The following is a 24,121-nucleotide window of genomic DNA, read 5'->3' on the forward strand; positions in this document are numbered from 1 at the left end:
GTCAGCCGGTGGCGACGACCCGCCCGCGCAGCACGATGCGGCGCGGGGCGCGCACCACGCGCAGGTCGCGGCGGGGATCCTGGTCGTACACGACGAGGTCGGCCAGCCCGCCCTCGACCAGCCCGGGGAAGCCCAGCCACTCGCGCGCACCCCACGACGCGGCGCGCAGCACGTCCAGCGGCGCCACGCCGGCCTCTTCGTGCAGGCGCAGCATCTCGTCGGCGATCCGGCCGTGGGTGATGCCGCCGCCCGCGTCGGTGCCGGTGTAGATGGGCACGCCCGCCTCGTACGCGGCGCGCACCACGGCCGGAAAGCCGTCGCCGAGGGCGCGCATGTGCCGCGCGTACTGCGGAAACTTGCCCTCCGCCCGCGCCGCGATGTCACCGAACGTGGCCATATTGATCATCGTGGGCACCAGGGCCGTGCCCTGCCGGGCCATCTCGTCGATCAGGTCGAGCGAGAGCCCGGTGCCGTGCTCCACGCAGTCGATGCCGGCCCGCACGAGGGCCGCGACGGCCTCCTCCGAAAACGTGTGCGCCGTGATCCGCGCCCCCGCCGCCTGCGCCGCACGCACGGCCGCTTCGAGCGTGGCGGCGTCCCAGGCCGGCGCGAGGTCGCCGACCGAACGGTCGATCCAGTCGCCGACCAGCTTCACCCACCCGTTGCCGGCCGCCGCCTGCCGGGTCACCTCACCCGGCACGTCCGGCGCGTCCACCTCCACGCCGATATCCCGCAGATAACGCTTGGGCGGCGCGACATGGCGGCCCGCGCGGGCCAGTCGCGGCACGTCGGGGTCGTCGTCCAGCTGGGGGTACGGGTACGGCGAGCCGCAGTCCCGGATCGCCAGCACTCCGGTGTCGCGGTCGGTGGCCGCCAGCTGCTTGACCTCCGCGATCCCCCCGATCGGCTCCCCGCCGGGCGCGATGCCGATGTGGCAGTGCGCGTCGACCAGGCCGGGCAGGATGTACCCCCGGTCCGCGATCGTCTCCGCCCCCGCGACGGCCGAAAACGTCACCCGGTCGCCGACGAGCCAGATGTCACGCTCTTCGTCGTCCGGCAGCAGGACCCCACGCACGTGCAACGCCATGCGACAGTCCTACCCGATCACCGCCGCCCAGGCTTGGTCCGGGCCAGGAAAGCGTCGCGCCGCGCCGTCAGCGCCGGCAGGTCGATGGTGATCGCGTACGGCTCGTCGGTCGTGAAGACCTCGGTGGTCTGCCGGGCGATGGCGTACCGCCGGAGCTTGGGCTCCAGCACGTGCTCGGCGAGCGAGATCTTGTCGGTTAGCGGGTCGATCACCCAGTAGTGCTTGACTCCGGCGGCGGCGTACATCCCGGCCTTGTCATACACGTCGCGCAGCCTCGAGTCCTTCGAAACGACCTCGACGGCGAGGAGTGCATCCTCAACGGGCGGCGGGTGCTGGTCGACGTGCGACGTATCCATCACGACGACGTCGGGCCGCGGCTCGCTGTACCGGCCGACATCGAGCGTCAGGTCGCCGACCGGGGAATACGCCGCCGGGCAATTGGCGTCAAGCGCCTGCATGATCCGAAAGCACAGGAACTGATGGACGAAGTCCGGCGACACGAGGATCAGCCTTCCGTTGACCAGTTCGTACGGAAGGTCAGGCGGCAGCTCGGCCAGATCGTCGACGGTCCACACCTCGCGCTGAGGCAGGTTGAGGGCCGCGGTCATGGGGCGCTCCTTCCGTGATGGCGGCATCGCGTGACCACCTCACGTCTCATCCTGGAGCGCTGTCAGGGTTGGTGCGAGTCCCCCAATTCGAGCGCGCTACTTGCCGTCGTTTTCGTCGTCTTCGCGCTTGCGGAGCTTGCCGAAGTCGAGCTTGGGGAGCTTGAAGCCGGGCGGCAGGCCGCCGCCGGCAAGGGCACTCGGGTCCATGCCCGGGGCAGCTGGGGCATTCCGGGGGGCATGCCACCCGGCATCCCGCCGGGCAGGCCGGCCGAGCGGGGACGGCCGCCGCCCTTGGTGCCCTTGCGCTTGTTCTTCGGCGACTTGGTGGCCTTGCGCCGGCCGCCGGGCAGGCCCATCATGCCGCCCATCTGCTTCATCATCTTCTGCGCTTCGGTGAAGCGGTTGAGCAGCTGGTTGACGTCCATGACCGTGACGCCGGAGCCGTTGGCGATGCGGGCGCGGCGGGAGCCGTTGATGATTTTCGGGTTGGAGCGCTCGCCCGGGGTCATCGAGCGGATGATGGCGGTGACCCGGTCGAAGTGCTTGTCGTCGAGCTCGGCCAGCTGGTCCTTCATCTGGCCCATGCCCGGCATCATCGACAGCACGTTCGCGATCGGGCCCATCCGGCGCACGGCGATGAGCTGGTCGAGGAAGTCCTCCAGCGTGAAGCTCTGGCCGCCCATGAGCTTGGCGGCCATCTTCTCCTTCTGGTCCTCGTCGAACGCCTGCTCGGCCTGCTCGATGAGGGTCAGCACGTCGCCCATGCCGAGGATGCGGCTGGCCATCCGGTCGGGGTGGAAGACGTCGAAGTCCTCCAGCTTTTCGCCGGTGGACGCGAAGAGGATCGGCTGGCCGGTCACGTGCCGCACGGAGAGCGCGGCACCACCGCGGGCGTCACCGTCCAGCTTGGACAGCACCACGCCGGTGATGCCGACGCCGTCGCGGAAGGCCTCGGCGGTGGTCACCGCGTCCTGGCCGACCATCGCGTCGATGACGAACACGATCTCGTCCGGCTCGACCGCGTCGCGGATCGAGGCGGCCTGCGCCATCATCTCGGCGTCGATGCCGAGCCGGCCGGCGGTGTCGACGATGACGATGTCACGGGCCACGCGGCGGGCGTAGTCGATCGAGTCGCGCGCCACCTGGACCGGGTCGCCGACGCCGTTGCCGGGCTCCGGCGCGTACACCTCAACGCCGGCGCGCCCGCCGAGGACCTGCAGCTGCCCGACGGCGTTGGGGCGCTGCAGGTCGGCGGCCACCAGCAGCGGCTGGTGGCCCTGCGCTTTGAGCCAGCGGGCGAGCTTGCCGGCGAGCGTGGTCTTACCGGAACCCTGGAGGCCGGCCAGCATGATCACCGTGGGTGGCTGCTTGGCGAACTGGAGCCGCCGCGCCTCCCCACCCAGGATCGCGACAAGCTCCTCGTGCACGATCTTGATGACCTGCTGGGCGGGGTTGAGCGCCTGGGAGACCTCGGCACCCCGCGCCCGCTCCTTGATGTTCGCGATGAAGGACTTGACGACCGGCAGCGCGACATCGGCCTCGAGCAGGGCGAGGCGGATCTCGCGGGCGGTGGCGTCGATGTCGGCGTCGGAGAGGCGCCCCTTGCCGCGAAGCTTGGTGAAAATCCCGGAAAGCCGGTCACTCAAGGTGTCAAACACGCCACAACATCCCGTTTGTCATCAATCGGCGAGCACGGAGCGGGCCGGCTCAGGAGCCGGCCGCGCCCCTAGCGTAACCGGACACCTCCCCACCGGCGCGGCGCGCGTGCGCTCAGCGGATGCGCGCCGGCTCCGCCGCTCGGATCTTGGCGAAGCCCTCCTGCAGCCCGCGCCGCAGCCGCTTGGCCAGGGGCCGCTCGACCAGCCGGTACGTCAGGTAGGACAGGAGCAGGACGCCGGCCACCGCCGCGGCGAGCAGCAGCCACGGTGGCATCCGGTCGTGCAGCTTCTTGATCGCGGTCAGGCCGATGTTGTGGTGCAGCAGGTAGAGCGGGTACGTGAGCGCGCCGACCGTCACCAGCCCACGCCACCGCACCCAGCGGAACCAGCCGAGCGAGACCGCCACCATGATCAGGATGAAGACGAGCATCAGCACGAGCGTCACGCCGTACGAGTTGATGCCCCGCTTGACCGGGTCACGCTGCGCCAGGTTGGACATGGCGATCGCCACCGAGATGCCGAGCATGCACCACAGCAGCAGGTCGGGACCGAAGCGGTGGATGAGGTAGAGCGTGATGCCGGCGACGAAGAACGCGGCGTAGAACGGCTCGAAGATCGCGTTCAGGAACTGCGACCCGGTGTACATCGAGAACAGCGCGACGACGATCCACAGCATGCAGAAAAGGACCACCCGCCGGTACGTCACGCCGAACGCCACCACGACCGCGAACAGCAGGTAGAACTTCAGCTCCACGAACAGCGTCCAGTAGACGGAGTCGACGCCCGGCACGTTCACGAAGCGGTTGAGCATCGTCAGGTTGATCAGGACGTCGGGGACCTTGGGGCGCTCCCGCAGCACCGGCACGAGCGTGAGGACGGCGGCGGTGGCCAGGACCGCGAACATGTACGCCGGCATCAGCCGGGTCACCCGCGAGACGAAGAACTGCGACGGGGTGCGCCCCCAGCTGCTCATGCAGATCACGAAGCCGCTGATCACGAAGAACGCCTCGACGCCCAGCCACGCGTACTGCAGCACGTCCTTGAGCGGCCCGGAAAACGCGGCGTCGTCGCCGCCCCACGCGCCCGCCGAGGACGGGATGAAGTGGTACGCCACGATCGAGAGCGCCGCGCAGAAGCGCAGCAGGTCAAGGATGTACAACCGGTTGCCGGCCTCGGGCGGCTGCGGCGCGGCCTCGGGCTCCGGCGCGGCCTCGGGCTCCGGCGCGGCCTCGGGCTCCGGACCGGGCTGGCGCGGCACCGCGGTCGTGGGGACGTCGGCAGTCGACACTGCCTCGGTTTCGATGCTCACTGGTCCCTCAGGCTCCCCGGTCGCGCCTGTCCCCGTCGTGGGCGGCGCCAGCAGGATACCGGGTTCGCGCAGCGTGACGGGTCCCCGGCGAAGTCATGCTGCCCCTACCGCAAACAGGCCGGCTGACCGGATTCAGACCGGGCGCGTGGCTTCATAGCGTTCAAGGCATGACGATACGTACACGAACGACTGCCGCGGTCGCGGTCGGCGCGCTCGCCGCGGGGGCGGTCGCGATCGCCGCGCCGGCCGTCGCCGAAGACAAGCAGCCGGACGGCGAGCGCGGGCGCATCGTGGCGGTACAGCCGCTGCGCACGCTCACCACCAAGCAGGACGTGGCGCGGGAGCTGGCCGCGGCCGGGTTCAAGACCGGCGAGGTGCGGTACGGGGTCGACACGTACCAGCTGGTCTACCGCACCGTCGACCCCGCCGGGCGGCCGACGGTCGCCAGCGGCCTTGTCGCCCTGCCCGCGGCGGGGCGCGCGAGCTGCGCACGGTGTCGTACACCCACGGCACCGAGATCAACCGCACCGACGCCCCGTCGATGTGGCGGGACGGATGGGCGGTGGGCCCGGCGCTCACGTACGCCTCGGCCGGCTTCGCCGCGGTCGCGCCCGACTACCTCGGCATGGGCCTCGGCCCCGGACCGCACCCCTACCTCGACGTGCCGTCGGAGACCACCGCCGCGCTCGACCTGCTCCGGGCCGCGCGGGAGTTCGCCCCGCGCACGGGCCACAAGCTGGACCGCAAGGTGCTGGTCACCGGCTTTTCGCAGGGCGGCACCGCGGCCACCGGCCTGGCCCGCGCGCTGGCCGGCGGCACGGACGAGTGGTTTCGCCTCGGCGCGCTGTCACCGATCGCCGGCGCCTACGACGCCCGCCGCGAGCTGCTGCCCATCATCGGCGACCTCGAGCCGCCGATCAACACGGGCTACACCGCCTACCTGCTGGTCTCCTGGAACCGCCTGCACCACATCTACGACCAGCCGAGCGACGTCTTCGAGGTGGACGGCATCGAGCAGCTCTTCGACGGCGTACACGCCGGGCCTGACCTCGCCGACAAGCTGCCACCCACCCTCGACCTGCTGCTCACCGACGAGGGCGAGGCCCTGATCGACAACCCGACCGGCCCGTTTGCCGCGGCGCTCGCCGTACACGACGCCACCTGCACGGGCTGGACCCCGCGCGCACCGGTGCGGCTCGTGGTCTCAGGAGGCGACGAGCAGATCCGGCCCGGCCACACAACGACCTGCCAGGCAGCCTTCGCCGCCCGCGGCGTGCGGGCGTCCATTGTGGACGCCGGCGACCTTGTCTTCAACGGCTCCACGCACCTGGGCGCCAACATCATGGGCACCGCCGACACCGCGCGGTGGTTCCGCACCCTCTGATCCGCGAGGTCTTCAGGCCCGCCGCCTTTGTCGCGGCGGGCCCCCGGCGCGGGATCGGGCCGGCGGTCTACAGGTCGGCCAACCCTGACTGGTACGCGAAGACGACGAGCTGGGCGCGGTCGCGGGCACCTAGCTTGATCATGGCGCGGCTCACGTGGGTGCGGGCGGTCGCGGGGCTGACGACGAGGCGTTCGGCGATCTCGTCGTTGCTCAGGCCCTCGCCGACCAGGCCGACGATCTCCTTCTCCCGCTCGGTGAGCGTGCCGAGCTGGGGGTGCGGCTTGGGCACCCGGCTGGGCCGCGTCGCAAACTCGCGCACCACGCGCCGGGTCACCGACGGTGACAGCAGCGCCTCGCCGCCGGCCACCAGGCGGATGGCGTGCAGCAGCTCGGCCGGTTTGGTGTCCTTGATGAGGAAGCCGCTCGCGCCGTGGCGGAGCGCGTCGAACACGTACTCGTCCAGCTCGAACGTGGTCAGCACGACCACGCGAGTTTCGGAAAGCGAAGGATCGGCCACGATGCGGCGCGTCGCCTCGATGCCGTCGATGCCGGGCATGCGGATGTCCATGAGCACCACGTCGGGGCGTTCGCGCCGGGCGGCCTCCACCGCGGCAAGGCCGTCAGGGGCCTCGCCGGCCACCTCCATGCCGTCTTCGCTCTCGACGAGCGTGCGCAGCCCGAGGCGCACCAGGTCCTGGTCGTCGGCGATGAGTACCCGGATCATGGCAGCGGAAGCGTCGCGTACACCCGGAATCCGCCGCTCTCGGCGGGCCCGGCGGTGAACTCGCCGCCGAGGGCCGCGACCCGCTCGCGCATCCCGACCAGGCCGTGTCCCCCGCCTGGCGCGCCGGGCACGCCGCGGCCGGTGTCGAGGACCTCCACGCTCACCTCCTTGGGCAGGTAGGTCAACCGGACCGTGGCGGTGGCCGCGCCGGCGTGGCGCAAAACGTTTGTCAGCGACTCCTGCACCACCCGATATGCTGCCAGATCGATCACCGCCGGCAGGTCCCGCCGCTCGCCGGTGACCTCCACCGTGACCGGCACGCCGGTCTCGGACATCCGCGCCACAAGGTCGTCGAGACGGGCCAGGCCCGCGGTGGCCGCTCTTGTCTCGCCTTCCCTGGTACGGCGTACGAGCGCGAGCGTCACCCGCAGCTCGTCCAGCGCCTCCCGGCTCGTGCGGCTGATCGCGGTGAGCGCCGCCTCGGCCTGCTCCGGGCGCTTGTCGAGCAGGTGGAGGGCGATCTCGGCCTGCATGTTGATCGCGGACAGGCCGTGCCCCACCACGTCGTGCACCTCCTGGGCGACACGGAGGCGCTCCTCGTCGGCGTACTGGCGGGCCAGGTCGTCGCGGGTCCGTGCGGCCGCCTCGCGGCTGAGCCGCACGGTGACGCCGACCGCGAACGGCACCACCACCCAGGCCGCCCCCGGCACCAGGCCCTCGATGTTGCCGTCGGTGAAGGTGTGCACCGAGAGCACCACCAGCGCGATGCCCGCGGCGATGGCGGCGGGCTTGAGCGGCAGGTGGCGAGCCGCTGTGTACGTCGCGACCATGAACGCCAGCAGGATCGGCCCGTACGGGTACTGCAGCACGAGGTAGAGCGACGTGCCCGCGGCGGCGATCCCGAGCGTGACGAGCGGCCACCGGCGGCGGACCACGAGGGACAGGGCCACGATCACGACCAGCACGTACGTGAACGCGGTGACCGGCCGGTCCTGCCCCTCGCCGGCCGGCCCGGTGCCGCCGATGCCGATCACCAGCAGCACCAGGGCGAGCAGCCCGTCGGCCACCCACCTCCGGAGCGAGTCGCTCATGGCCGTCCTCGCTTCGCTGCGGGCGGCCACGAGGCTCCGAACGCACAGCGCCCAACGATTCGCTCGCTGCACTCGCTCATTGCCACATTCTTCCTAGATGATGTCGCGGCGGCGCAGCAGCAGGCCGCCGACGCCGACGAAAAGGACCAGGTAGCCGGCCAGTACCGCCACCGCGTGGCCGCCGCCGACCAGCGTCTCGACGCCGGGCGTGTCCGGTGCGGAGCCGAGGGCGGCGGCGAGCGAGCCCGCGTTCGGGCCGGGCAGCCACTCCTGCAGCGCCGCCACCCAGTCCAGCAGCGGGGCGGCGATCGCGGAGAGCAGGTTCTGCACGGCCATCAGCCACACGAGGCCCAGCCCGATCGGCAGCGCCACGCCGCGCAGCGCGACGGCGAGTACCACGCCGAGGCCGGCCCACACGGTGGCCATCAGCCACCCGGCGCCGATGCCGGCGAGCAGGTCCACGGCGGACGGCCAGTGTGCCGGTGCACCCTCGGCGGCAGCGATCGCCGCGCTGGTCACCGCGCCGGCCGCGAACAGGGCCAGCACGATCGCGAGGCTGGCCAACGCGACCGCGGTGACCTTCGCGGCGTACACGGTAAGCCGTGACGGCCCTTGCGCCAGCAGCGTCTTCCAGGTGCCCCAGCCGTACTCGCCGCCGACCGCCAGCACGCCCAGGATCAGCAGGATCGCGCCGGCGAAGACCGGCAGCCCGCCGATCGAGTTGCCGACCAGCTGGTCGGGGAGCGTCTCGGCGATGCCCCGGGTGGCGTTGGGCGCCCCGTCGGCGGTGCCGTTCGCACCCGCGTACGGGACCAGGTAGGTGAAGGTCAGGCTCAACACGACGGCAACGGCCAGCAGCAGCCAGCTCGCCGGTCGCCGCACAAGCTTGGTGATCTCGGCTCGCGTACTACCCCACATGTGTCAACTCCAGAAAGACGTCTTCCAGCTCCCGCTCGCGCACGCCCAGCTCGCTCACGTCGATGCCGGCGCCCACCAGCTCGGAATTCACCCAGGCCGCCTTGCCCGCCTCGACGTCGAGCACGAGCGCGCCGTCCTCCACGCGCACCCGGTCCTCGCCCAGCAGCGCGCGAGCCCGCGCGGCCGCCTCGTCGAGCGGGTCGGCCACCACCCGCAGCCGCGCGCCGCCGCGCAGCTCGGCGACGGTGCTCTCGGCGATCAGCCGGCCGCCGGAGACCACGCCGACCCGGTCGCAGATCTGCTGGACCTCGCCGAGCATGTGGCTGGACAGCAGCACGGTCTTGCCAGCCGCGCCGAGCCGCCGGATCAGCCGCCGCATGTCCGCCATGCCGGCGGGGTCGAGGCCGTTTGTCGGCTCGTCGAGTATCAGCAGCTTGGGGTCCTTGAGCAGCGCGGCGGCCACGCCGAGGCGCTGCTTCATGCCGAGCGAGTACGTGCCGTAGCGGTCCCCGGCCCGGTCGGTCAGGTCCACCAGGTCCAGCACGAGCCCGACCCGCCCGGCCGGGCACCCGGCGTAGCGGGCGAGGACGCGCAGGTTGTCCCGCCCCGACAGGTACGGGTAGAAGGCCGGCCCCTCGATCAGCGCGCCGACGTCGCCGAGGCTCTGCGCGATGTCCTTGCCGAACAGCCGCACCGTGCCCGCGGACGGCCGCACGAGCCCGAGCAGCATCCGCAGCGTTGTCGTCTTCCCGGCTCCGTTCGGGCCGAGAAACCCGTAGACCTCTCCGGGCCGTACGGTGAGGCTCACCTTGTCGACGGCGACGAGTTGCCCGTACCGCTTGGTGAGCTCGTGGGTCTCCACTGGGAACATGCCCCCACCCTCGCGCGAAGGCCGCCCCCGGGCGTCCGCCGCCGAGCGTGAGTGCGTGTACGCCCGCTGACGTACGCGCTCAGTCCAGGCCGTCGAAGACGTCGCCGAGCATCGGCGCGCCGGGCGGCCGCTCGGGCCAGGCCACGACCCACCACTCGCGGCCGACCACCCGCTTCCACCGCTCGGTGTCCGCCGGGTCGTCCGACATCACGTGGTGCTGGCTGCGGTGTTCCAGCAGGCCGGCGACCTTGCGGTCGGCCACCGGGCGGCAGTCGACGACGACGCCGATCCGGTCGTCCGGCACGCCCCGCATGTGGTACATCCGGGTCGGCTCGAAGACGGGCAGGCCCATCGACGCGCGCTGATCGTTCCACCGGCTGAACACCGACTCCGGTACCGCACCGTGGCACAGCCGCCGAAACCCGCCGGCCGCTCCCGGAGCGAGCCGGTGGAAGGCCTCGTCGGTCGCCGCGCCGACGGCGATGTGGTCGGGATGGCCGAAGATGCCGTCCGGGCCGAACGTGACCACCACGTCGGGACGCTCCTCGGCCAGGATTGCGGCGATCCGCGCGACGAGCTCGTCGCGCGGCACCTTGTCGACCGCCCCGTCGTCGTAGCCGAGCCACTCGTGCCGGTCCGGCTCCCGCCCCAGCGCCCGCCACGCCGCCGCGTCCTCGCCGCGCCGGATGGCGCCGAGCGTCTCCCGGGTCGCCGCGAACCCCTCGCGGATGTCGCCGGCGGCGCCGTCGGTCGCGAGCACCAGCACAAACCGGAAGTCCGGGTCGGAGGCGTGCAAGGCGACGGTGCCGGCGATCCCGTAGGCGTCGTCGTCGGGATGGGCGAAGACCGCGACCAAGGTCCGTGTCACCGGCACATCTTCTCCTGGTGGCGCGGCGGTGCAGCGCTTTTCCGCAAGCATTCGGCCGAACGCGGCGCGGCCAACCGCTGTGGTCAGCCCGCGGCGCCCAGCACCGCCGCCTCGATCTTGTCCCGCTCGGCCTCCTCCGCCCAGCCGCCGACAAGATAGAACGCGTCGACGACGTCGGTGCCCAGCGTGGAGATGCGGGCCGCGCGCACCTGGGCACCCGCTTCGTCCAGCGCGGACGTCACCCGGTAGAGCAGGCCGGGCGCGTCGGCCGCGCGCAGCTCCAGGATCACCGCGTCGGTGGCGGCCTCGCGGTGCCACACCACGCGGGACGCCGCCGCCGACGCGCTGGACCGGGCGGCCAGTGCCCGCCCGCGCAGGCGCTGGGTCACCGAAACGTCGCCGGAGACAGCGCGGCGCAGGTCGCTGGCGAGCGCGAGGGAGTCCGGCGGGGTGCCGTAGCGCGGGCGCACCCGAAACTCCACCAGCGACCGACCGTCCACCGTGGACGCGTCGGCGGTCAGCACCTCCAGGCGGTGCAGGGCAAGGCAACCGGCCACCGCGGCGAGCAGGCCGCGCCGGTCGGCCGCGGCCACCGCGACACGTTCACCATCGAGGTGTACGACCGGCAGCGGACCGGCCACCAGCGCCGGATCGGGCTTCGGGGGCGCGGGCAGCACGCCGGTGTCCAGCGCGATGTGCACCCGGCGCACCAGGTCGGCGATCAGCCGGCCCTTCCAGTCCGACCAGGCGGCCGGGCCGGTGGCCTGGGCGTCGGCGCGGGCCAAGCCGTGCAGCAGGCTCAGCGTGGTCGTGTCGCCCACCGCGTCGGCGACCCTGCGGATCGTCACCGGGTCGGAAAGGTCGCGGCGGGTGGCCACCTCGGGCAGGAGCAGGTGCAGGCGGACCAGCTTTTCGATCACCGCCACGTCCTGCGGCGGCAGGCCGATGCGCTGGGCGACCGCGGCCGCGACCGGCGCGCCGACGATGCTGTGGTCGCCGGGCAGGCCCTTGCCCACGTCGTGCAGGAAGGCGCCGACCAGCAGCAGGTCGGGGCGGCCCACCTCGCGGGTGAAGGCGGTCGCCTCGTACGCGGCCTGCACCAGGTGGCGGTCGAGTGTGAAGCGGTGCACGGGGTTGTGCTGCGGCAGGCTGCGCATCCGGGTCCACTCGGGCAGCCAGGCGTCGACAAGCCCGTACCGGTCGCAGGTCTCCCAGGTCGGCACCAGTCCCATGCCGGCGCCGAGCAGCGTGATGAGCGCGTCGCGGGCCTCCGGCGGCCACGGCGCGGGCAGCGGCGGGCAGTACGCGGCCAGCCACTCGCAGGTGGCCCGCGCGATCGGCAGCTGGGTGACCGCCGCGGCGGCGGCGACCCGCAGGGACAAGCTCGGGTCGGGACGGGCGCCGATCGCGGCACGCGCGAGCACCAGCTCGCCGTCCTGCTCGACCACGTCGCGGGCGACCGGCCGCCGCTGCGGCTTGCCGTCGGCGCCCCGACGCCGCCCGGAGCGGAGCCGGTCGGCCATCCGCCAGCCGTCGTCGAGAGCGTGCGTGACGGTGCGGGCGTCGCTTGCCACCCGGCGCAGCAGCGCGTCGCCGTCGTCCAGGCCCAGCATGCGGGCCACCGTGGCCCTCTCCTGGGCCACCAGCCGGTCGACCCGCCGGCCCACGCTCGCGTGCAGCGCGTCGCGGGTGTCGAGCAGTCGCAGGTGCGCGGCGCGTACCGCCGGTCGCATCGTGTCGGCCAGCCCGCCCTGCGCGATGGCCCGCAGGATGCCGACGTCGCGCAGCCCGCCCGCGGCCTCCTTGAGGTCGCCTTCGAGCAGGAACGCCAGCTCGCCGTGCGCCTTCCACCGGCTCAGCGTGATCTCGCGCAGCCGCGCCAGCTGGCGTACCGCCGTGCGCCGCCACTGCTCGGCGGCCGCCTCGACAAGCTGCTGGGTCAGGTCGCGGTCACCGGTGACGTGGCGCGCGTCGAGCAGGCTGAGCGAGACCTTGACGTCGTCGTGCGCGACCGAAAGCGCCTCGGGGATCGTGCGCACCGAGTGGTCGAGGCCGATCCGCGAGTCCCAGATCGGGTACCACAGCGACGAGGCGACCTTGTCGATGCCGGGCACGCCGGTGTGCAGCAGGATCAGGTCGAGGTCGCTGTGCGGGGCGCACTGGAGCCGGCCAAGGCCACCGAAGGCGACGAGCGCGACTCCGGGCGGCCAGGCCGACACAAGCGAGCGGAGCCACATGTCAAGCGCCGCCGCACGCTCCACGCGTGCGGCGGCACCGACCTTGTCGCTGATCTCTCTCAGAGCGCGTCCAGACCGCGCTCACCGGTGCGGACCCGGACGACGTCTTCCACCGCCGTAACCCACACCTTTCCGTCACCGATCTTTCCGGTGCGTGCCGCCGTGACGACCGCGTCGACGACCTTCTCGACGTCGATCTCGTCGGTCAGCACCTCGACCCGGATCTTTGGAAGGAACTCCACCGTGTACTCGGCACCCCGATACACCTCGGTGTGACCCTTCTGGCGTCCGTAACCCTGGACCTCGCTGACGGTGAGGCCGGCGACGCCGAGGGCGTGCAGCGCCTCCTTCACGGCGTCCAGCTGGTACGGCTTGATGACCGCGGTCACCAGCTTCATGCTCAATCCCTCCATCGGTCCGAGGTTAACCGGAGACCTTCTCGCTCACCGGCGCCTTGGCCGGTGCCGCGCTGCTGACCGGCGACGCGATACCCGCCTGGGCGAACGCGCCGCTGCTGCCCGCGGCCGGGGACAGGTCGTAGCCGCTCTCCGCGTGCTCCGCCACGTCGATGCCGTCGACCTCGGACTCGGTCGAGGTCCGCAGCCCGATCGTGGACTTCACGATCAGAGCGATCACCGCGGCGATGGCGAACGAGTAGATCGACACGATGCCGCTGGCGAGGAACTGCCGCCCGAGCTGAGTCGCGCCGCCGCCGTAGAACAGACCCTCGCTCGCGCCGAGGCCTTCGATCGCCGAGTTGACCTGGAGCGTGGCGAAGAAGCCGATCGACAGCGAGCCGATCCAGCCGGCGACGAAGTGCACGCCGACCACGTCGAGCGAGTCGTCGAAGCCGAGGCGGTACTTCAGGCTGACCGCCAGGGCGCAGACCGCACCGGCGATGATGCCGAGGATCACGGCCGGGATGGGCGCGATGAAGCCACAGGCCGGAGTGATCGCGACAAGGCCGGCGACGGCGCCGGACGAGGCGCCCACCAGCGTCGGCTTACCGTCGCGGATCCACTCCACGATGATCCAGCCCAGCACACCCGCGGCCGTGGCGACCTGCGTGTTGACGAACGCGACGGCGGTGGTGCCGTCGACGGTCAGCTCGGAGCCGGCGTTGAAGCCGAACCAGCCGAACCACAGCAGGCCCGCGCCGAGCATCACGAACGGCACGTTGTGCGGCTTGAAGCTCTCCTTCGGCCAGCCGACCCGCTTGCCGAGGATCAGCACCAGGCCGAGCGCTGCGGCACCGGCGTTGATGTGCACCGCGGTACCACCGGCGAAGTCGAGCGCCTTGATGTCCGCCCCGATGAAGCCGCCGCCCCACACCCAGTGCGCGACCGGGACGTAGCAGAGCGTGAACCAGCCGAAGGCGAACAGCAGCCAGCCGGCGAACTTGAGCCGGTCGGATGCCGCACCGCTGATCAGGGCGACCGTGATGATGGCGAACATCATCTGGAACGCCATGAACACGTACGTCGGGATGCCCGTACCGGCGCCGAGGAACAGCCACTCCTCGCCGATGAAGTCGGTCTCGGTGCCGAGGTACTGGGTGAAGTTGCCGATGAAGTCGTTGACCCCGGCGTTGTCGTTGGTGCCGAACGCCAGGGTGAAGCCGTAGATGACCCATAGGACGGAGATGAGCCCGATGGCACTGAAGCTCATCATCATCATGTTGAGCACGCCCTTGGACCGGTTGAGGCCTCCGTAGAACAGGGCCAGACCCGGCGTCATGAGCAGCACGAGCGCAGACGACAGGAGCAACCAGGCGGTATTCCCGGTATTGATCTCCACGCTGCCTCCTCTCGGTAGGTTGCCTCCCTCCGGCAGGAACAGGGCAGCGGTGCCCGAACGCCGGTTGCGCGGAAGCTTCTAGCCCCGAGGTTTCGCGCACGGTGCCTGCGTGATTTCCGTGACGTCACGCTTTGTTTCGTACGTGTGAAGAAAGCCTCAAACCCGCTGGACGGATGGGGTCGTCTCAGCCGAACGGACGGTCAGGTTTATCAAACGCCGTTTTACCGGAGTGCGTACTCCAGCGTGTGCCGCTCGTAGTCCAGGAGGCGAAGGTCGCGCATCGGGCGGCGCAGGTGCCCCTTGTGCACGATCCGCACGAACGCCGGGTCGCCGGCCGCCGCCATCCGCCGGATGCCCTCCACGTGGTCGACGATCCGCTTGCGGATCGTGCGCACCAGGCGGTGGCGGTCACGCGGGATCAGCCCGTACGCGTCGGCGAACAGGCGCAGCCGGCGCGGCCGGTTGGGCCGCTTCCAGCCCAGCGTGTACGAGTCGCGGTCGGAGAACAGCGGCACCCAGGTCCACGCCGCGTACGCCACGTCGTAGATCCGCGCGCCGGGCGAGGCCAGGTCGAAGTCGATCAGGGCGAGCGTGCCGTCCGGGCGCCAGATGACGTTGTGCGGGGCGGCGTCGTGGTGGCAGATGACCTCGGTGTCCGGCGGGGGCGGCCCGAAGGAGCGCCACACGGCGTTGGCCGGCGGGTTGAACCCGTACTGCGCGTCGTGGAACATCCGCAGCATCGTGGCCACCGTGACCAGCGCCTCGTCGGTCACCCAGTGCGGGGCCAGCGGGTACTCCCCGCACTCACCCTCCAGGTAGGAGAGCACCTCGCGGTTGCGCTCGTCCATGCCGAGGGCGCGGGGGGAGCCGGTGAAGCCGACGTACTCCAGATGGCGCAGCAGCGCGTGGACCGACGGGGTCCACGGGCCGGCGTTGCGCCGGACGGTGTCCCCCACGCGCACCACGGTGCTGACGTTCCCGCCGCGGAGCGGGATCTCATGCGAAGTCACGTACGGTCTCCCGAGGCGCGGCGCCTGATCGCGGTAGGTCACCCGAGGTTACGCGTCCGTGCCAAGGAGCGCGTCGACGAACTGGCGCGGCTCGAACGGCGCGAGGTCGTCCGGGCCCTCGCCCAGACCGACAAGCTTTACGGGTATGCCCAGCTTGCGCTGCACCGCGATGACGATGCCGCCCTTGGCGGTGCCGTCGAGCTTGGTCAGCACGACGCCCGTGACATCCACCACCTCGGTGAACACCCGGGCCTGCTCCAGGCCGTTTTGCCCGGTGGTCGCGTCGAGCACGAGCAGGGTCTCGTCGACCGGCTGGTGCTTTTCCACGACCCGCTTGACCTTGCCGAGCTCGTCCATCAGGCCGACCTTGTTCTGCAGGCGGCCGGCGGTGTCGACGAGCACCGTGTCGACCCCGGTCTCGATGCCGCGACGGACCGCGTCGAAGGCCACGCTGGCCGGGTCGGCGCCTTCCGGACCGCGCACCACGTCCGCGCCGACGCGGCCGCCCCAGGTGGCCAGCTGGTCGGCGGCGGCGGCGCGGAATGTGTCCGCCGCGCCGAGCACGACGGTGCGCCCGTCGGCGACGAGGACCCGGGCGATCTTGCCGCAGGTGGTGGTCTTGCCCGAGCCGTTGACGCCGACGACCAGCACGATCGTGGGCTTGCCGTCGCTCTTCAGCGAGCGGTCCAGGCTGGGGTCGAGCGCCGTGACCAGCTCCTCCGTCAGCAGCGTGCGCAGCTCGTCGGGGCTGCGGGTGCCGAGCACGCGGGTGCGCTCGCGGAGGCGGTCGACGATCTCCCGGGTGGCCTCCACGCCGACGTCGGCCGTGATCAGGCTCTCCTCGACCTCGTCCCAGACGTCGTCGTCGAGCCGGTCGCGGGACAGCAGGCCGAGCAGACCCTTGCCCAGGACGCTCTGCGAGCGGGACAGCCGGGTCCGCAGCCGGACCAGCCGGCCCGCTGTCGGCTCGGGAACTTCCAGCTCAGGGGCGGTCGGCACCGCTTCGGGCTCGACCTGCGTCGGGCGCGGCTCGACCTCCGCCGGCGCTGTCTCCACCTGCGCGGGTGGGGCCGGTGGCGGCGGCAGCTCGGGACGGCGGCGCAGGCGGGGCACCACGAGCCCCAGGCCACCGAGCACGAGCACGCCCAGCAGGACGAGCGCGATGACGACGTACTCCATGCGGAAATCCTGACAGATGGCCGCGCGGCCCACACCGTGAGGCTCGTGCCTAGCGCACAGCGATCTCGGGTAGAGAGGATGGTCCCCAGTCCCCCGACGGGAGGTCAGACCCTTGTCCGCTGAGCTTGTCATCGGCCCGGTACTGCGCCGGGTAGCCGGCACCCGCGCCACGATCTGGGTGGAGACCAGTGCGCCCGCCACCGTGCGGGTGACCGCTGGGCCGGCCGCTGGGGAGGCGACGACATTCAGCGCGTACGGCCACCATTACGCGATCGTGGTGGTCGAAGGGCTCACCCTGGACAGCGCGACGGAGTACGAGGTGTTCGTCGACGATGCCCGCGTGTGGCCCCAGCCGGACAGCCCGTACCCGCCGAGCGTGATCCGCACCCGTTCGGGTGACGACGCCGATCAGCCGGTGCGCCTCGTCTTCGGCTCGTGCCGGGAGACCACCCAGCACGCCACACCGCGGCAGCTGCCGCCGGACGCGCTGGACGCGTACTCGCGGCGCTTGATGACCGGCGCGGACCCGGCACCTGACCTGCTGGTCCTGCTCGGTGACCAGGTCTACGCCGACATACCCTCCCCCGCGGTCAAACGCTTCCTGCGCCGCCGCCGCGGGCATGAAAAGCACAAGCCCGACAACCAGGTCGTTTCGTACGAGGAGTACACGCAGCTCTACCTCGAGTCGTGGTGCGACCCGGAGATCCGGTGGCTGTTCGCCACCGTGCCGAGCGTCATGATCTTCGACGACCACGAGATCATCGACGACTGGAACTCCTCCGCCTCCTGGCGCCGTGATGTGCGCGAGCAGCCGTGGTGGCCGGAGCGGATCGCCAGCGGCCTCGCCTCGTACTGGGTCTACCAGCACCTGGGCAACCTCGACCCGGACCAGATCGCCGCCGACCCGGTGTACCAGAAGGTGCTGGCCTCCGCCGACGACGCCACCGAGGTGCTGCGCGACTTCGCCACCGAGGTCGACAAGGAGGCCGACGGCGCGCCCGGGTACCAGTGGAGTTACGCGCTGGACCTGGGCCGCACCCGCCTCGTGGTGCTGGACAACCGGTGCAGCCGGGTGCTCGACCCGGACCACCGCGCGATGCTGCCGCCGGGCGAGTGGGCCTGGTTCGCCGAGCTGGCCCGGGGTGACTTCGACCACCTTGTGGTGGGCTCGTCGCTGCCGTGGCTGCTGCCGCCCGGCATCCACCACCTGGAGGCGTGGAACGAGCGGCTGGCCGGCTCGGCCCGCCCGTGGGTGTCCAGGTTTGCCGAGCGGCAGCGCCGGGTGCTGGACCTGGAGCACTGGGCGGCCTTCCAGCGCTCGTTCGACTCGCTGGCCGCGCTCTTCGCCGAGGTCGGCTCGTCGGGCGCGGCGTCGATCAGCGTGCTCTCCGGCGACGTGCACCACTCGTACGTGGCCCGCGCCGCCTTCCGCGCCCGCCCGGTCGCCGCGCCCGTGCACCAGCTGACCTGCTCACCGGTGCACAACCAGCTCCAGTCGCTGATGCGCCCGGTGCTGCGGCTCGGCTGGTGGCGTGGACCGGCCACGGTGGCCCGGGCGCTGGCCCGCGCGGCGAAGGTGGCCGCGCCCACGGTCCGGTGGAAGAAGCTGGCCGGTCCGTACTTCGGCAACGCGGTGAGCACGCTGACGCACGACGGCCACACCGCACGGGTGCTGATCGAGGGCACGACCACCGGCGGCGACCTGCGTGAGGTCGCCGCCGTGGACCTCGCTCCGAGGACCGCCCGCGTCAGGCGCCGGCGGCCGGTTGGCAGGTGACCTGCGGCAGGACGAGCGGGCCGCTGCCCACGTAGCCGAAGTTGACGGCTTGGCCGGGCTGCAGGATCGGGTTCCAGGGCCGGAGCCACACGGTGGAGCCACTGACCGTGACGGTGACGTTCCACGCCTGGATGATGTAGCCGGGCGGCGGGATCACGACGGATGCCGACCAGGTGACCGGTACGTTCGAAATGTTCTTTATGTAGATGTCGACGATGTAGCCGTTGTTCCAGTGCGCCGGCACGGAAATCCGGATGTCGCAGTACTGGGCGGGTGGGATCGCGGCCGCCTGTGCCGGCGCGGCGGCGGGCGCGGATGCGGCGGCGGCCGCGGGTGCGGCCATGACGAATGCCGCGAGCAGCCCGATCAGCCCAGCGAGAAGCCTTGTGTGGTAACGCATCCAGTCCCCCATAAATAGATGTGGATGAGTCAACGATCCGCTACCCACAGACACTGGTCAATGTCCGAACGGCTTCACATTCTCTTCACAGGAACCATGCAGAAACTGGACCGGAGTTTGATCGAGGTTCATCCAACCCCGAACGACCCTGTCTCCGTCAGGAAGGTGAAGATTCCGCACCTGATGGAGGCCCGGATTGTCCACCCACACGGGGACCCTGCTCGACCGGCCCGCCGCGTACCCCGCCGCGGACCGGGTCCATCGCCTGGTGGCGGGCGGGTCCGAGCTGGGCGTGCAGCTCGCACGCGCGCTCGACCTACCGCTGCGCGCCTACCTGCGCGCGCTGGTGCCCGCCCCGCAGTCCCAGTACAACTCGCACCGGCTGCGCCTGGCCCAGGCGGTGGAGACGTACCTGCGCGCGCACGGTGACACCGATGTCGACGCGACCTGCGAGCACCTGCTGCGGGTACCGGTCATCCAGCAGGCCGACCACTCCAACCTGCTGCTGGACGCGGAGACGTTCCTGCACAACTACCTCTTCCACGTCGCCAGCCGGGAGGCCGGCGCCACGGTGGCGGTGGTCAACCAGTGCTCGATCGTGAGCTGCCTGGCCCGCCGCGCACCGGTCCTCGGCCCGACCTTCCTGCGCACCCGCGGCGGGCTGTTCAGCGTGTACCCGCTGTCCAAGACGACGCTGAAGAACTCCTCCTTCTGCGGCCTGCCCGGACCGCTGGAGATGGCGTTCGAGCCGCTGGAAGGCACCCGCCACGACATCGCGTCCGACCCGGTGCTGGGGCCGCTGACCGGCCTGAAGGCGCCGGACGCGCCGACCGCGTACCGGATGGCCAACGACGAGATCTGGGCCGGCCTCGACCTCGACCACGGGGTACGCCGGGTGCAGATCGACGAGGCCGTCGTCTCCGAGTGCGTCGCCCTGCACGTCGAGGACCCGGCCAGCCCGGTCTTCGCGCTGCTGTTCGACCCGCAGGTGCGGGACGCGTTCCTGCGCGCCAAGCGGCGCCTTGTCGCCGACCCGGCCAACCTCACCGTCAACAACGCCGCGCCCGACTTCCTGTGGCTGCGCAAGGGCAGCCGCCTGCACCAGGTCGTTCTGACCGGCACCGGCGCGGGTGCACAGTGGATCGTCGAGACAAACGGGGCGCCACTGCCGGTACCCATGGAGCCGGCGGCCGTGGCCGAGGCCCTGCGTGCCGGCGTGCTGTACGCGGACCGCATCCTTGCCTACCTCGTGCGCTGCCTGCTGCCCGGCGTCGTGGCGGTCGGCGGCACCAGCCAGCAGGACTACGTCGCGCTGTACCGGCGGATGTTCGTGGCCGCGGACGCGGAGGCGCCGTTCCTGGACCGCTCCGACCTCGACCGCATCCGCCAGCCCGGGCACAGCGTCGCCGGCGGCCGGCCGCTGCTGGAGCCGTACGGCGATTCGCTGGAGCTGATCCGCCACCTCGGGCCGCACACCCGCCTGGCCGACCTCGACGAGGCGTACCTCGACCGCCCGGTCGGCGAGACGATCGGCGAGCTGCGCTGCGTGCGCCACCTGGAGCGGGCCATCGACCGGTGATCACCGCGGGCGCGGTACCAGGAAGAATGCTCTTCATGACCTGGACCGCACCGCAGATCGAGCGCCGCCACGAGCCGTACGTCGCCGACGAGCGGGCCATGCTGGAAGGCTGGCTCGACTTTCACCGCGACACCCTGCTGTACAAATGCCAGGGCCTGACCGCCGAGCAGCTTCGGCGCCGCAGTGTCGAACCGTCGTCACTGAGCCTGCTGGGTCTGGTGCGGCACATGGCGGACGTGGAGCGCGCGTGGTTCCGGCGCCGGGCCGGCGGGGACGCCGGCCTGCCGCGCATCTACTACACCGACGACAACCCGGACGGCGAGTTCGCAGACGTGGACACCGCGGACGCGGCCGCCGACTTCGCGACGTTCCGCGCGGAGGTGGAGCTGGCCAAGGCGGCGGTCGAGGGGCGGTCGCTGGACGAGACCTTTATCAGCGAGCGGACCGGCGCCGAGATCAGCCTTCGGTGGGTCTTCGTCCACATGATCGAGGAGTACGCCCGCCACAACGGCCACGCTGACCTCATCCGCGAGCGCATCGACGGTGAGACAGGCGACTGAATGACAGGACTCTGACAGGTCGTCCCCAAAGTTTCCCGGCGCCCGGCCGCGCCAACTTGGTACTGTGTGCGCTGTTGTTGATCAGCCCGGCGCAGCACATTGGCAGGGGGCGATACAGATAGAGGAGCCTGCCCCGCCCAGGGATAGCAGAGCCTCTGGGGTCGCGTCCGCCCTCTTCCTCGCCGCTGGCGTAGCCGCCGGAGTACTCTACGTCGCCGCCGGCGACCTCGTGGCCGCCGCGGTCTTCGCCACCGTCGCGCTCGCCGCCGTCGCCGCCATGCTCAGCGCGCCCCGCCTGCACCACGCCGCTCCCCACCACCCGTGGTACCTGCTCGGCGCGGCCGGCACCACGTTCCTGATCGGTGCGCTGCTGCGGCCGTGGTCGGTCGAGCGCATGGGGTGGCAGGCGTTGCTGGGAGACGCCTTCACGGTCTCCGGCTACGTGCTGATGGCCCTGTCACTGGGCGGACTGCTGCGGGCCCGCAGCGTCATGCAGCGCCACGCGATCATCGACGGGCTGATCGTCTGCGTGGGCGCCGGCCTCGCCACGACGCTGCTGCTGGCCATCCCGGCCGCGTCGATCGAGGGGCGGCCGCGGGTCGTGTCCGTCCTGGCCGGCCTGTACCCGCTCTTCGACGTCGTTCTGGTGCTGCTGCTGGTCAGCCTCGCGTTCACGACCAGCGGCCGCCGCCCGGCGTACATGTTGCTCCTATGTGGAATCCTGCTGCTGCTCGCCGGCGACCTGGCGTACGCGATCATCGGGGCGTCCGGCCACCTCACCGGCGGCCGGATCATCGACGTGCCGTTCCTGCTGTCGTGCACCGCGATCGGCGCGGCCGCGCTGCACCCGTCGGTGGCCGACCTGACCCGCCCGACGTCCGTGCCCGTGCAGACCTGGTCGTTGCGGCGGCTGCTGGTGATCATGCCGGCGATGCTCGTGCCGTTTCTGCTGATCCCGCTCGTCGAGCACGGCCACGCCGAGCACGTCGCGCTCGCCGCCGGCGGCACCGCGATGGTGGCGCTGCTCGTCGCGCGGGCCGTCGCCGCGGTACGGGACTACGCGGACGCCCAGCTCAAGTCCGAGCACCAGGCCACCCACGACCCGCTGACCGGCCTGCCCAACCGGCTCATGCTGGCCCGCGAGATCGGCCGCCTGCTCTCCACCGCCCCGCCGCCCAAGACCTCCTCCGCCGAGGTCGCCGTCTGGGTGCTCTTCCTCGACCTCGATGGCTTCAAGCTGGTCAACGACTCGTGGGGGCACGAGGCCGGCGACCACCTGCTGGTGGAGGTGGCGCGGCGGCTGCGCGACACCGTGCCGCAGCCGGCGATGGTCGCCCGCGTGGGCGGCGACGAGTTCGTGGTCGCCCGGCTGGGCACCCGCCAGGAGACGGTGACGCTCGTCGAGCAGATCATGGAACGGCTCAACGCGCCGGTACAGGTCAGCAGCGCCGAAGTGGTCATCACCCCGTCGATCGGCGTCGTCGGCACCACCGCCGGCATGGCGCCGGTGCCCGCCGTCGCCGCCGTGACGGCCGAGGCCCTGATGCGCGACGCCGACACCGCGATGTACCGGGCCAAGTCCGACGGCCGCGGCCGGTGGACCGAGTTCGACGCCTCGATGCACGAACGGGTGCGCGAGCGGGTCGAGATCGAGCTCGCGCTGCGGCAGGCGCTGTCGACCGGGCAGCTGCACCTGGCGTACCAGCCGATCGTCGAGCTGGGCAGCGGCGAGCTGGTCGGCGCCGAGGCCCTGATCCGGTGGAGCGACCCGGTGCGCGGGCCGATCTCACCGGCCGTCTTCATCCCGATCGCGGAGGACAGTGGGCTGATCTCCGCGATCGGTCGCTGGGTGCTTGACGAAACGCTGCGCCAGGTCGCCGCGTGGCGGGCCGACAGCCTGATCAGCCCGGACTTCTGGGTATCGGTAAACGTCTCCCCCGCCAGCTGCGCGACCCCACGCTGCCAAGCAAGGTCTCCGAGGCGCTGCGGCGGTGGGACGTGCCACGCTCCGGCCTGGTCCTGGAGATCACCGAGTCGGTGATGATCGACGCGTCCACCGTCACCGACCAGGTGCTGTTCGACCTGCGCCGGCTCGGCGTGAAGATGGTCGTCGACGACTTCGGCACCGGCTTCTCCGCGCTCGGCTACCTGCGGCGCCACCCGGTGACCGGCGTGAAGATCGACCGGTCCTTCGTGGACGGTCTGGGCACCGACGCCGAAGACGAGGAGATCGTGCGCGCGGTCGTCGCGATGAGCACCGCGCTCAAGCTCACCGTGGTCGCGGAGGGCGTGGAGACGGCGACCCAGCAGGACGTACTGTCCACATTGGGCGTGACGGTGGGGCAGGGTCACCTGTGGAGCGCGCCGGTGAGCGCCGAGGAGTTCACCGAGCGGTGGCTGGCCCTCGCGGTGCTGCCGGAGGCCACTCAGGACGCCGCCGGCAGCTCGTAGCACCAGTACGCCTGGGTGTCGAGGCGGTGGCTCTCGACGCTGCCGAGCCGGCCGAGTGCGCCGTCGATCGCCTGCGGCAGCTTGTACCGCTCCTCGTTGCGCCGGCAGAAGTCCAGCCCGACGATGCCCGGCCGCTCTCGCGAGCCCACCACGACCTGGCGCATCGCCTCGACGATCAGCTCGAAGATGCCGCTGCCGCGGTGGTCGGGGTGGATCGCGTTGAACGTGACATACCAGATCAGGCGCTCGGCGTACTGCGCCGGCCACCGGTGCCGGAAGTAGTCCGGCGAGATCAGCGGCACCGCCTCCAGATCGTTCGTGATCGTGGACAGCGCCGCCAGGTGCTCATCGTCCGGGTGGCGGACAACGTACTTGCGGATCCGCGGGTCGGCCATGTGCTCGTCGAACTCCGACCGCGTCATCACGTGCCGTTGCACCGCCACGGTGCGCAGCTCTTCGAATGCCTCCGCGTACAGCCGCCACGCCTCCTCGAGCATGGCGGCCGGCAAGACCTCGTGGGTCTCGATCCGCATCGCCCCCGCCCTTCTATGACACAGGTGAGCCCGGTTCTTTTTCGGGCCCACCCAATATCAAAAATAACCGAGGCGTGTTC

General features: G+C 71.4%; 18 protein-coding genes and 3 pseudogenes. 5 read left to right on the top strand and 16 right to left on the bottom strand.

Annotation, left to right across the window (positions count from 1 at the left end; all coding sequences use genetic code 11):
- Nucleotide 1: 1 nt before the first annotated feature.
- From Phou_RS11015 to Phou_RS11030, 4 genes and pseudogenes are all read right to left on the bottom strand, one after another.
- The gene (locus Phou_RS11015; protein WP_173055929.1) at nt 2–1,087 is read right to left on the bottom strand and encodes an amidohydrolase family protein; all 1,086 of its coding nucleotides are present in this window, start codon (nt 1,085–1,087) and stop codon (nt 2–4) included.
- 17 nt (nt 1,088–1,104) lie between these two features.
- Nucleotides 1,105–1,662, bottom strand: a complete 558-nt coding sequence (locus Phou_RS11020; protein ID WP_246273485.1) for a Uma2 family endonuclease — start codon at nt 1,660–1,662, stop codon at nt 1,105–1,107.
- A gap of 129 nt (nt 1,663–1,791) precedes the next feature.
- Nucleotides 1,792–3,353 (bottom strand): annotated as a pseudogene (gene ffh, locus Phou_RS11025) (signal recognition particle protein).
- A 112-nt stretch (nt 3,354–3,465) separates the two neighbouring features.
- Nucleotides 3,466–4,662: an acyltransferase family protein gene (locus Phou_RS11030; RefSeq protein WP_173055935.1), complete on the bottom strand. Its 1,197-nt coding sequence runs from the start codon at nt 4,660–4,662 to the stop codon at nt 3,466–3,468.
- Nucleotides 4,663–5,155: 493 nt separating this feature from the next.
- On the opposite strand from Phou_RS11030, the gene Phou_RS11035 reads away from it, so the two are divergent.
- Nucleotides 5,156–6,046, top strand: coding sequence for an alpha/beta hydrolase family protein (locus tag Phou_RS11035; RefSeq protein ID WP_173055937.1), 891 nt, complete (start codon nt 5,156–5,158; stop codon nt 6,044–6,046).
- 67 nt (nt 6,047–6,113) lie between these two features.
- Here Phou_RS11035 and Phou_RS11040 read toward each other — a convergent pair whose 3' ends face one another.
- The 10 genes and pseudogenes from Phou_RS11040 to ftsY form a co-directional block, all read right to left on the bottom strand.
- Nucleotides 6,114–6,770 (bottom strand): response regulator transcription factor, encoded by a 657-nt coding sequence (locus Phou_RS11040; RefSeq protein WP_173055939.1) that lies wholly within the window; start codon nt 6,768–6,770, stop codon nt 6,114–6,116.
- Nucleotides 6,767–7,861, bottom strand: coding sequence for a sensor histidine kinase (locus Phou_RS11045; protein WP_173055941.1), 1,095 nt, complete (start codon nt 7,859–7,861; stop codon nt 6,767–6,769). Before Phou_RS11045 ends, Phou_RS11040 begins: the two co-directional genes overlap by 4 nt.
- Before the next feature lie 93 nt (nt 7,862–7,954).
- On the bottom strand, nt 7,955–8,779 hold the full coding sequence (locus Phou_RS11050; RefSeq protein ID WP_173055943.1) for an ABC transporter permease: 825 nt from the start codon (nt 8,777–8,779) through the stop codon (nt 7,955–7,957).
- A complete protein-coding gene (locus Phou_RS11055) occupies nt 8,769–9,650 on the bottom strand; it encodes an ABC transporter ATP-binding protein (protein ID WP_173055945.1) in 882 nt (293 codons plus the stop codon). Before Phou_RS11055 ends, Phou_RS11050 begins: the two co-directional genes overlap by 11 nt.
- Nucleotides 9,651–9,729: 79 nt before the next feature.
- The gene (locus Phou_RS11060) at nt 9,730–10,518 is read right to left on the bottom strand and encodes a PIG-L deacetylase family protein (RefSeq protein WP_246273486.1); all 789 of its coding nucleotides are present in this window, start codon (nt 10,516–10,518) and stop codon (nt 9,730–9,732) included.
- A gap of 83 nt (nt 10,519–10,601) precedes the next feature.
- A pseudogene (locus Phou_RS11065) lies at nt 10,602–12,797 on the bottom strand ([protein-PII] uridylyltransferase); the annotation flags it as partial.
- Between the two features lie 17 nt (nt 12,798–12,814).
- On the bottom strand, nt 12,815–13,153 hold the full coding sequence (locus Phou_RS11070) for a P-II family nitrogen regulator (RefSeq protein ID WP_173041812.1): 339 nt from the start codon (nt 13,151–13,153) through the stop codon (nt 12,815–12,817).
- Between the two features lie 25 nt (nt 13,154–13,178).
- Nucleotides 13,179–14,552 carry an ammonium transporter gene (locus tag Phou_RS11075; RefSeq protein ID WP_173055951.1) on the bottom strand — a complete coding sequence of 458 codons (1,374 nt, stop codon included), beginning with the start codon at nt 14,550–14,552 and terminating at the stop codon, nt 13,179–13,181.
- 221 nt (nt 14,553–14,773) lie between these two features.
- On the bottom strand, nt 14,774–15,604 hold the full coding sequence (locus tag Phou_RS11080; RefSeq protein WP_173055953.1) for an aminoglycoside phosphotransferase family protein: 831 nt from the start codon (nt 15,602–15,604) through the stop codon (nt 14,774–14,776).
- A gap of 6 nt (nt 15,605–15,610) precedes the next feature.
- A complete protein-coding gene (ftsY, locus tag Phou_RS11085; protein ID WP_173055955.1) occupies nt 15,611–16,741 on the bottom strand; it encodes a signal recognition particle-docking protein FtsY in 1,131 nt (376 codons plus the stop codon).
- 112 nt (nt 16,742–16,853) lie between these two features.
- Here ftsY and Phou_RS11090 point away from each other — a divergent pair, with 112 nt between their 5' ends.
- A complete protein-coding gene (locus tag Phou_RS11090; protein WP_173055957.1) occupies nt 16,854–18,518 on the top strand; it encodes an alkaline phosphatase D family protein in 1,665 nt (554 codons plus the stop codon).
- Here the strand turns inward: Phou_RS11090 and Phou_RS11095 are convergent.
- Nucleotides 18,490–18,918, bottom strand: a complete 429-nt coding sequence (locus Phou_RS11095; protein ID WP_173055959.1) for a cellulose binding domain-containing protein — start codon at nt 18,916–18,918, stop codon at nt 18,490–18,492. The two genes, Phou_RS11090 and Phou_RS11095, sit on opposite strands and share 29 nt — an antisense overlap.
- Before the next feature lie 196 nt (nt 18,919–19,114).
- Between Phou_RS11095 and Phou_RS11100 the strand changes: the two genes are divergently transcribed.
- The 3 genes and pseudogenes from Phou_RS11100 to Phou_RS52480 all read left to right on the top strand — a co-directional run bounded on the left by Phou_RS11100 (nt 19,115) and on the right by Phou_RS52480 (nt 23,508).
- Nucleotides 19,115–20,497 carry a hypothetical protein gene (locus tag Phou_RS11100; protein ID WP_218578941.1) on the top strand — a complete coding sequence of 461 codons (1,383 nt, stop codon included), beginning with the start codon at nt 19,115–19,117 and terminating at the stop codon, nt 20,495–20,497.
- A gap of 35 nt (nt 20,498–20,532) precedes the next feature.
- Entirely contained in the window at nt 20,533–21,057 is a 525-nt protein-coding gene (locus Phou_RS11105) for a DinB family protein (protein WP_173055961.1), read from the top strand.
- A gap of 1,129 nt (nt 21,058–22,186) precedes the next feature.
- Nucleotides 22,187–23,508, top strand: a pseudogene (locus tag Phou_RS52480) (putative bifunctional diguanylate cyclase/phosphodiesterase).
- On the opposite strand, the gene Phou_RS11120 reads toward Phou_RS52480, so the two are convergent.
- Nucleotides 23,484–24,041, bottom strand: a complete 558-nt coding sequence (locus Phou_RS11120) for a hypothetical protein (RefSeq protein WP_173055965.1) — start codon at nt 24,039–24,041, stop codon at nt 23,484–23,486. The pseudogene Phou_RS52480 and the gene Phou_RS11120 sit on opposite strands and share 25 nt — an antisense overlap.
- Nucleotides 24,042–24,121 lie beyond the last annotated feature (80 nt).

The sequence above is a fragment of the Phytohabitans houttuyneae genome, assembly GCF_011764425.1.
Lineage (GTDB): Bacteria > Actinomycetota > Actinomycetes > Mycobacteriales > Micromonosporaceae > Phytohabitans > Phytohabitans houttuyneae.